This is a genomic window from Achromobacter sp. K91 (assembly GCF_003576205.1).
Lineage (GTDB): Bacteria > Pseudomonadota > Gammaproteobacteria > Burkholderiales > Burkholderiaceae_B > Achromobacter > Achromobacter aegrifaciens.
Genome location: NZ_QWFB01000051.1, coordinates 1 through 9,004 on the forward strand (window position 1 = coordinate 1; position 9,004 = coordinate 9,004).

Here is a 9,004-nt window from a genome sequence, read left to right on the forward strand (position 1 = left end):
TGCTCGCTTCGCTACGCCGCTTTCGCTGGCGCCGCGTTGTTTGCAGCAGAGAAACGAGATTATGAAGAAGTTTTTTTCGCTTGTCAAGTCGGCGTCACAGACTGCGTTTCGCTTTCTTGCTTGCGACCTCTTCAGGTCTGCCTCTCTTAGCAGCCATCGAAATATCAGGGTTAACCCTAAGTTTTCGGCAACTGCCAAGCCCAAGACTATAACACGATTTTTGCAGATTGTGCAACCGGCTTTTGCCTAACTTGCTGCAATCCTTGCAATAACCGCGGGGCATTCATTTCTGACTGCTTTGCGGCAGACCTGGCTCGAATCTCTTGCCCGACCTGTTGTGCTTGCTTGGCCTCGCGGTTCAAAACTGTCCGAACTGCGAAGGAGCGAGACTATAGCACAGTTTTTTCGCGTGGCGCAAAAAGGCCGATCCCCCCGCTTGTTCAGCGGCTGCCCCGGTGGCCTCCCCTATATATAGTGGTGATTCCCGCGGTTGCCCCATATAGATAGTTGTCTTGTCCGCCTTGCCCTACGTTTACTATTCGCCTGTACGCCGCACCTTACTGGAGACGAACACGCTATGCCCCCAGCCATCGCCCTGAGCGAAGATATCCTGATCAATGTCACCCCCTTCGAAACCCGCGTTGCGCTGGTGGAACAAGGGTCGGTACAGGAGCTGCACGTAGAACGCAGCATCCAGCGGGGCCATGTCGGCAATATCTATCTGGGGCGTGTCGTCCGTGTACTGCCGGGCATGCAGAGCGCTTTCATCGATATCGGACTGGAGCGCGCGGCTTTCATCCACATCGCAGACCTGCGCGAGAACCGGGGCGAAAGAAGCCAGGGGCTGACTCCCACCCCGATCGAAAAGCTGCTGTTCGAGGGACAGACCATCATGGTTCAGGTGGTCAAGGATCCCCTGGGCACCAAGGGCGCACGACTTTCCACCCAGATCAGCATGGCGGGCCGGATGCTGGTTTACCTGCCGCACGATCCGCATATCGGCATTTCGCAGAAGATCGACGACGAATCCGAACGCATCCAGCTACGCGAACGCCTGCAAGCCTTGATGCCGGCAGAGGAAAAAGGCGGCTTCATCGTCCGCACGCAGGCCGAAGGCGCCAATGACGAGGAGCTGACGGCCGATCTGGAGTATCTGCGTAAATTGTGGACCAGCGTCCAGGCGGCGGCGCGCACCCAGCCGGCCCCCGCCCTGCTGCACCAGGATCTGACCCTGGCGCAGCGCGTGCTGCGCGACATGGTGGGCCCGAGCACCGGAACCATTCTTGTGGATTCCCGCACGACCAGTGCCGCGATGCTGGAATGGGCGCGCATCTATACGCCCTCGGTCGTGGGCCGCATCCAGCACTACAGCGGGGAGCGCCCCCTGTTCGACACCGCCAATGTGGACGATGAGATTGCCCGGGCGCTCTCTCGACGAGTGGACTTGAAGTCGGGCGGCTATCTCATCATCGACCAGACCGAGGCGCTGACCACGGTCGACGTCAATACCGGCGGCTTCGTGGGCGGCCGCAATTTCGACGACACCATCTTCAAGACCAACCTGGAAGCGGCCCAGGCCATTGCGCGCCAGCTGCGGCTGCGCAACCTGGGCGGCATCGTCATCCTGGACTTCATCGACATGGAGGAACAGGAGCACCGCGAAACGGTGTTGGCCGAACTGAAGAAGGCGCTGTCGCGCGACCGCACCCGCATGACGGTCAACGGCTTTACACAACTGGGGCTGGTGGAAATGACGCGCAAGCGCACCCGCGACTCGCTGGCGCATCAGCTATGCGAGCCCTGCCCCATGTGCGAGGCGCGCGGCAACGTGCGTACGCCGCGTACCGTCTGCTATGAAATCCTGCGCGAGATCCTGCGCGAGGCGCGGCAATTCAATCCCAAGGAATTCCGCATCCTCGCCTCGCAAGAGGTGGTTGACCTGTTCCTGGAAGAAGAAAGCCAGCATCTGGCGATGCTGGGCGACTTCGTGGGCAAGCGCATTTCGCTGGAAGTGGAAGGCGCGTACTCTCAAGAGCAGTACGACATAATTCTGGTCTAGTGTTCCGAGCTTCTCACCACTTATCAGAACTCCCCGCAAAGCCGCGTATATTCTCGCGTCTTTCTTTCTGGGCTTCTCACGAGCTATCCTCCCATCTCGTACAAAATGGGTAGCTAGGTGGGTAGCCAGAAGATGCAGCTACCCAAATCGAGGGAGTTATGGCGACAAAGCGCGTATTGCAGGGCCTGCTGACCGACATCCATATCAAGAACTGGATCCGCGCCGGCAAGCCGGTGGCCAAGTCTGACGGTGGGGGGCTTACCTTCACCCTGTCGAAATCCGGGACGGCCACCTGGGTGCTGCGCTACCGCATGCCAGGCCGCCGGGCCGAGGCGACAATCGGGAACTACCCGGATATCTCCCTGGCCGAAGCCCGCAAGGAGGCCAGCCGCCTACGTGCCATGATCGACGCGGGGAAAGACCCGGCCGCCGAAAAACGGGAAGCCAAGCAGAAGGCCAGGACCGCGAAGAGCATCGGGTGGCTGGTCGACGACTACAAGGAAAAGGTCCTCAAGCATCTGTCAGGCTCCACGAACCGGAGCTATAAACGCCAGCTCGTCCGAATAGAGGACGAATGGCGATCGCGGCCAGTGGAGGAAATCACCCACACTGACGTCATCGAGCTGATCAGCAGGACGAAATCAGGTTTCAAAACCCTCAAGTCTGGCTGGCGCGAGACGGAGACCCTCTACATCGTCATCCGGGAGATTTTCAAGCACGCCGCCGGCCAGCGTATCGTGGTGATCAATCCCGGCGTGGGGATCAGCTTGGAGGCGATCATAGGGAAGCGGCCGAAAGCCAAGGCGCGGCTTATGCTCACCGATGACGAGATTGCCGAGTTCATGCAAGCCAAGATGAACCGCCAGAATCAGCTAAGCGTGTGGATCATTGCCGCGACCTGCGTGCGTGTGTCCGAGTTCACCAACGCCCAGCGGCAGCACATCAGGACAGACGAGCTGACCATAAAGCGCCTCGGTGCCGGCCTATGGCACGTACCGGAATCGAAAACTGGGGCGGGCACGGACATCCCTCTGCCGCCGCCAGTAGTGGAGTGGTTCCGCGAGCTGGATAGCCTGGCGCTGGATTCCCAGTACATCGTGCCGGCGCGGTCAGTGGCAAGGCTCAAAAAACACGGCGGGGATGCGCCTATTCAGAAAGACGGGGTGTGGGGGGCCATCAACTACTGGATCCAGAACTACCAGCCCAAGGTCCGGCGCTTCACCCCGCACGATCTGCGCTCCACCGCGAAATCGCACATGCGCGCCCTCGGCGTCGGCCGCGATATCTCCGAGATGTGCCTGAACCACAAGCTCAAGAGCGTGGAGGGCATTTACGACCAGTACAGCTACTGGAAGGAGCGCCGCGAGGCACTGACGCTCTGGGTCAACCACTTGGTGGAGTGTCGCGGCTCAGTTGAACCGACCTCCGCTGGCGCTCGAAAGGCGATCGCCATATTGCACAATAAGTCACGAACATCCAAGCGATAGTTAGTCAGGACTGTCAGCAGATACCCATTCCAACAAATTACACCGACCATCACATTCTGTAGAATCATGACCCATCAAGCGAATGCAAAGGCCGCCGGCCGCAACGGAGCGCTCATTAATGGCACAGTCTGACTCAAAAGCTGCCGGCAGCACCTACTGTGTTGTTTTTGAAATATCGAACGAACGCGCAGTACAGCTAACAAATTTCTTGCGAGAACAGTGTCCTGCCGTATGTCCCCTTACGCAATCGGCCTGGATGGTAAGGAGCGAAATGACTACAGAGCAGCTTCGCGATGAACTTCGTCAGTTCGCGCCAGATAAAACGGATCGAGTGTATGTTTTTAATACAGGCGGAATCGGCGCATGGCGCAATCCCATTTCCGACAAACATACCGATTGGCTAAAAAAATACTTGTGAGATATAGATGGGAGCCCAAGAGGATGGAGTAATACGCGCCCAGCGCCGCCGCGTTGAGCTGGTTCTGACATTTGAAGTTCACGAGCACGAACTTCAATCGCTTCAAGAGGGAGAGAGCGTTGGAGTTGACCTGACTTTCGCCGTCGCCTTCCTATCCATAGCAGCATCGGCTGTGTTCACCCTATCGACAGCGACATTTGATAACTCGACCGTCAAAATGTTCGCTATTGCTAGTTTGTTTCCGGGCGCTCCCGTTGGTTTGTATTTCTTATGGCGCTGGAATAAGCTCCGTCAGAGGAATGGAAATCTCTGCAAAAAGATTCGTGATCGAGGTCAAGAGGCCCCCGCAACGCCTCCGAAAGACGGCCAACTACAGGCGACTGCAGAAGTTCCCGACAAGCTCCCGTCCGAAACGCCTTTCGTGAACAAGTGAATCCGGGTTTCCCAGCCAAATCGAGGGACCACTCCAATCATGCAGTTACCTGCTGGGTTCGGATAGCTTGACCCTATACTGGCCCTTCCGATGGGAGGGACCATGTGCAGCCACTATCAGACCCTGAAGGATGCCGAGTACCTGCTGAAGAAATTCGGGGTGCCAGAGAAGCCGAAGGCCATGGGCGAGTACGACATGTGGCCGAAGTATCAGGGGCTGTTCGTGCGGCGGCCACCCGAGCACGATGCGGGCGATGAGGCTGTGCCGGAAAGGGAGGCGATCGTGGGCCGCTGGGGCATGATCGCGCCTGGCACACCGCCGGAAAAATTGCCGCAGGCGGAGAAAATCTACACTTTCAACGCCAAGAGCGAGACCGCACACACCCTGTGGACTTTCCGCCTGGCTTGGGCCAAGGGCCGGCGCTGCATCATCCCGGCCGACGCGATCTTCGAGCCCGACTGGCGGTCGGGCGCTGCGGTGGCAACCCGCTTCACCCGCGCCGACGGCGCGCCGCTGGGCATCGCCGGCCTGTGGGACCGCTACCGGGACGCCGCCGGCCAGTGGCAGGAGAGCTACACCATGCTCACCATCAACGCCGACCAGGATCCGCTCTTCCAGAACTACCACCAGGCCGGCAAGGAAAAGCGCATGGTGGTCATCCTGCCGGAGGGCGCCTATCAGGACTGGCTCACAGCCCCGGTGGCCGACACCCGCGAATTTCTGGTGCCCTACCCGGCCGAGCGCTTGGTAGCCAGCCCCATGGGGACGGGAAAGTCCGATAGCTGACCCCGATTGCAGACGGAATATACTGGATATAAAACCAGTGTTTTCCGCCATGCCGTTCAAAGACCCGCTCACCTTCGCCGACCTCCGGGCCATCCGGGAGCGTCAGCCCTGGAACCCTGATGTGCTCTCCCTGCTCTGGGAGGTGAAGCGCCTGCGCGCGGCCATGCTGCGCCTGCACCAGGTGTCCTTCGAACTTAAGCGGCCTGCCGGCCTGACGGGCGACATCTACGACGATCTGCTGGCGGGCCTGGCAAGGGAGCCCTGTGTATTGGAGCGCGGCCAGATGACGGCCGAGCTGCTGGAATCGCCGCGCAAGCTGCGCAAGGGGATGGCGCCGCGGTGACGGTGCAAGCACTTGGCCCCTTCCTATTGCATCAAGCACTAATTTCCTTGGGTAACAAAGCTCGACACTCATGCAAACAGAGTCCATCGTCAGCCTTAGGATACAAGCCTACAAGGAGGTGCGAAATGGAGGACCTACTTCACCGAGCTGGTCGAGAAGCTGCAAGGCACGGTGTACCACTTTCCGCTTGTCCGTTCTTGGTGGCCGCTAATATGCCCGGCCACACAGGCGAAACACCAGCCAAATGGAAGGCCAAGTTGTCAGCGTGGGAAGCGGGCTGGAAGGAGGAAACCGAGGCACGGCTGGCGGACCTTAGACGCCGAACACTCCAACTGCTCGACGACTGAGGGCGCCGGATTGCTAGGGCTTGGCCCAAGCATCGACCACGGACTGATGCCGGGCGGCGCACTCGGCATACTGGAACGCCAGCGCGGCATGAGCCTGCGCCAGGTCGTCCCACGCTGGCGAATCAACGCGCGGGATCGGCGGGCACGGCGCGCTGAGGTTGACGGGCAGCGTTGGCCGCGTCGATGGCTTCGTTGGTTGCGCGCACCCGGCCAGGGTCGCGCACGCAGTCAGCAGGCAAAGGGCGCTGAACGATTTCACGGGTATACCTCTCGATGACCTTGGGCTGGGCAGTGGCGAGCATGTGCGCGGTGTCGGCCAGGCTCTGCGACAGCCCGGTCAGCCGCTCGGCCTCAGTCTTGAATTCCTCCAGGCCTGCCACGCGGTGGGCCTCCTGGCACTCGGCCCGGCCCGCTTCGCGCTGGCTGTGCCCGTACCAGGCCACTCCAGCGCCGGCCACGCCCAATACCATCGCACCTGCGACGCTGGCCGCGGCGTAGCCCTTCCAGCCAATCAACGCAGTCCCGATAGACATAGCTCACGCTCCGCAAGTCGGCGGTTGTACAGGCCTCGGACGAACTTCCCATCTGCATACGACCAGGCGGGCTTGCCATCTGGGCCATGCGCCAGGGCATTGCAGCCCTCGGCGATACGCCCCGCATTGATCAGGCCCACTGCCCGACTCGCGCACGTGCTCGGCACGCCGAAGTTGTGCGAATGGCTGCTCAGAGCATCGAAGATCGGCTGGCTTATGACCACGTCGATGCAATCGGCCAGGTCAAGCTGCCCCTTGCCAACCACCATCCGCTCCACCTCGGCGCAGCGCTCCGGCGACCAGTAGTCGCCCACCACTACGGGATAAGGGCTGGTGTGCTTCGTGATGCCCTTGCAGACGGTCGGCAGGTTCTTCGCCAATTTATCGGCGTAGACGACGTTCTGGCCTTCCCCCTCCCAGCGCCCCAGGAACTGCTGGAGATCCGTCGAGAACAGCGCCAGGGCGCCAGAGACAACAAGGGCGGCAGCGCCGCCCGTGACTCGAGTGCCTACTTTCATAGCTCGCACCTCTCACGCAGGGCCGCCATACGCGCCTCGCTCTCCGCTTGTTCACGCCGATCGCGCCGGCGCTGGTAATAGAGATTGGCGAACAGGCCCACCACCGCTACGAGCACTCCCGCCCAGCCGATCCAATTGACCTGCGCCGCCCACCCAACCACGCCAGTAATGGCGCCCGCGTCTGTCGTCCGGCTTGCAGCTCGAATGGCCACGTCATCCAGATTCATCCTCTTGATCCTTTGGGGCATAGCGCCTCCGTATGGACGAAAAAAACCCGCCAAGGCGGGACAGGTAGAACAAGAAAAATCTATTTGAGTTACAACTTGCGGCTTTTGCTCCTATGAAACCCTGGTCCCGCCGTCAGCCCCGCCGAAAGCCTGCCCCGACCCTTGCCGAGGCGCTTGCGCGCTATCTGGCCGAGGTTTCATCCACCAAGAAGGGGCACGTCTCCGAGCAATCCATCGCACGGATCTGGCGCGCCACCCGCCTAGCCATCCGCCCGGTCGATCGCATCCGCAGCTCCGACCTGACGGAACTGCGCGATGCATGGCTCAAGGATCGAGCGCCGGCCACCGTGGTGCGGCGCATGGCATTCCTGTCCCACGTCTACACAGTGATTCGCAAGGATTGGGGCTTTGATCAATTGGCCAACCCTGTGCAGTTGGTACGCCGGCCCGCAGTGGACGATGCGCGCGACCGACGTCTCTTCGATCGGATAACATTGCGCGGCGTCTCAGATGACGACTGCCCGCGCAAGGAGCTGGAATGGATCATTCGAGCCACCAGATCCGCGGAATTGCCCACCATCCTGACGGTTGCTAAGGAAACAGGCATGCGCCGATCCGAGGTAGTCGGCATCCAGCGCGAGCACCTCGACCTAATGCACGGCGTGGTGCATCTGCCCCACACGAAAAACGGCCGCGCCCGCGACGTTCCTCTCACCCCTCGAGCACGCGAAGCGCTACGGCGCTGGGTAACGGGAAAGCCGATGCGCGGCCGCATCTTCGCGATGCAGCCTGGCTCAGTCACTCGGGCCTTTATCCGCGCCCGCCGCCGCGCTCGACTCCGGTATGAGGGGATGTGTCGGCACTTTGGTCGGCGACCCAACTCGGCGTACTTCCGCGACCTACGCTTCCATGACCTGCGACATGAAGGCACATCCCAGCTCGCAACCGTGTTTCAGATTCATGAGCTGGCCAAGGTAAATGGCAACGTCGACACCCGCATGCTATTGCGCTACTACCACCCACACGGACGCGAGCTGGCGCAGAAGTTGGCTCGCAGCCCGCTAGGCCGACGGCAATTGGAAGAAATGCGCCGCGAGCGCGAGGTCGAGCCGGAAGCCATGGCGTTGGCTGCCTAGCAGCTAGGGCTGGGGCGTGAAGTCTTCCACCGATTGAGGAGGCTCCACAGCCGTTAGCCAAGCAGGCAATTCGCCCCAACCTCCATAGGTGACCTTGCCCTCCGCCGTCTCGGTTTCCGTTCCGATCATGTACGGCGAGCCCGTATCGACGATCCAAAGCGGCGTCGCGCGATAGTCGTCGACCATCTCCCACGAGTCGCCCACCCTGCGCGGCCATTTCCCCGCCGGCGGAATCGGCGGCGCTTCTTCGTACGCGCCGTACGGCACGTTATACGCTCCGGGGGTCAGTGCCAGTTCATTGGCGACAGTCTTGTACAAGTACAAGCCATCCGCGTCGGTCTGAAAAACTTCTTTCTGCATACTCTTCTCCTTAGAAATGGAATTTGCACTGCAAATGCGCGGGCGTTGGGGTCATCGCAGCAGGACGCCTTCAAGTCACATAGCCATCTGGAAGTTTTCACTAGCGGCAGCGGCTCGGCGTACACGCTGGTTGACTTTGGCGGGCGGACCGCTTCGGTCTTGAGTGCTTCGAACGTTCCAACGGAGCTCACCGGAGGCGTCGAAACTCGACCTCGGAACGTCAGCTATCAACCCAGGATCCACGCCTGACGACCGCCTCACTGCAAATGCGAGAGCGCTGGGTAGCCTCCAAAGCTCGCAGCTTCAGGCTCACGCGCACAATCTTCGATACAGCAATACGGCGGCGAACGAGCAATG

The 9,004-nt window shown here is 60.6% G+C and carries 13 protein-coding genes; 9 read left to right on the forward strand and 4 right to left on the reverse strand.

What is annotated here, in order from left to right:
• The 8 genes from DXK93_RS32385 to DXK93_RS32545 form a co-directional block, all read left to right on the forward strand.
• Positions 1–250, forward strand: a 250-nt coding sequence (locus DXK93_RS32385; protein ID WP_233564609.1) for a hypothetical protein, incomplete at its 5' end; no start/stop codon positions are given.
• 345 nt (positions 251–595) lie between these two features.
• A complete protein-coding gene (gene rng / locus DXK93_RS24830; protein WP_119451465.1) occupies positions 596–2,059 on the forward strand; it encodes a ribonuclease G in 1,464 nt (487 codons plus the stop codon).
• Positions 2,060–2,217: 158 nt separating this feature from the next.
• Positions 2,218–3,546 (forward strand): integrase family protein, encoded by a 1,329-nt coding sequence (locus tag DXK93_RS24835; protein WP_119451458.1) that lies wholly within the window; start codon positions 2,218–2,220, stop codon positions 3,544–3,546.
• Positions 3,547–3,664: 118 nt separating this feature from the next.
• On the forward strand, positions 3,665–3,964 hold the full coding sequence (locus tag DXK93_RS31900) for a hypothetical protein (protein ID WP_147400272.1): 300 nt from the start codon (positions 3,665–3,667) through the stop codon (positions 3,962–3,964).
• Between the two features lie 7 nt (positions 3,965–3,971).
• Positions 3,972–4,397: a hypothetical protein gene (locus DXK93_RS31905; protein ID WP_147400273.1), complete on the forward strand. Its 426-nt coding sequence runs from the start codon at positions 3,972–3,974 to the stop codon at positions 4,395–4,397.
• A 102-nt stretch (positions 4,398–4,499) separates the two neighbouring features.
• A complete protein-coding gene (locus DXK93_RS24840; protein ID WP_119451459.1) occupies positions 4,500–5,183 on the forward strand; it encodes an SOS response-associated peptidase in 684 nt (227 codons plus the stop codon).
• 49 nt (positions 5,184–5,232) lie between these two features.
• Positions 5,233–5,526: a hypothetical protein gene (locus DXK93_RS24845; protein WP_119451466.1), complete on the forward strand. Its 294-nt coding sequence runs from the start codon at positions 5,233–5,235 to the stop codon at positions 5,524–5,526.
• A gap of 125 nt (positions 5,527–5,651) precedes the next feature.
• On the forward strand, positions 5,652–5,873 hold the full coding sequence (locus tag DXK93_RS32545) for a CrpP-related protein (protein WP_119451460.1): 222 nt from the start codon (positions 5,652–5,654) through the stop codon (positions 5,871–5,873).
• 122 nt (positions 5,874–5,995) lie between these two features.
• Here DXK93_RS32545 and DXK93_RS24855 read toward each other — a convergent pair whose 3' ends face one another.
• Genes DXK93_RS24855 through DXK93_RS24865 form a run of 3 tightly spaced genes read right to left on the reverse strand, consistent with a single transcriptional unit; the run spans position 5,996 to position 7,151 of the window.
• Positions 5,996–6,406, reverse strand: a complete 411-nt coding sequence (locus tag DXK93_RS24855) for a hypothetical protein (RefSeq protein ID WP_147400274.1) — start codon at positions 6,404–6,406, stop codon at positions 5,996–5,998.
• Positions 6,385–6,924 (reverse strand): lysozyme, encoded by a 540-nt coding sequence (locus DXK93_RS24860; protein ID WP_119451462.1) that lies wholly within the window; start codon positions 6,922–6,924, stop codon positions 6,385–6,387. The genes DXK93_RS24855 and DXK93_RS24860 overlap by 22 nt, the downstream gene beginning before the upstream one ends.
• Positions 6,921–7,151, reverse strand: a complete 231-nt coding sequence (locus tag DXK93_RS24865; protein WP_199728330.1) for a holin — start codon at positions 7,149–7,151, stop codon at positions 6,921–6,923. The genes DXK93_RS24860 and DXK93_RS24865 overlap by 4 nt, the downstream gene beginning before the upstream one ends.
• A 113-nt stretch (positions 7,152–7,264) precedes the next feature.
• On the opposite strand from DXK93_RS24865, the gene DXK93_RS24870 reads away from it, so the two are divergent.
• Positions 7,265–8,287 (forward strand): tyrosine-type recombinase/integrase, encoded by a 1,023-nt coding sequence (locus DXK93_RS24870; protein ID WP_119451463.1) that lies wholly within the window; start codon positions 7,265–7,267, stop codon positions 8,285–8,287.
• A 3-nt stretch (positions 8,288–8,290) separates the two neighbouring features.
• Here the strand turns inward: DXK93_RS24870 and DXK93_RS24875 are convergent, their stop codons facing one another.
• On the reverse strand, positions 8,291–8,647 hold the full coding sequence (locus tag DXK93_RS24875; protein ID WP_119451464.1) for a phage tail protein: 357 nt from the start codon (positions 8,645–8,647) through the stop codon (positions 8,291–8,293).
• Positions 8,648–9,004 lie beyond the last annotated feature (357 nt).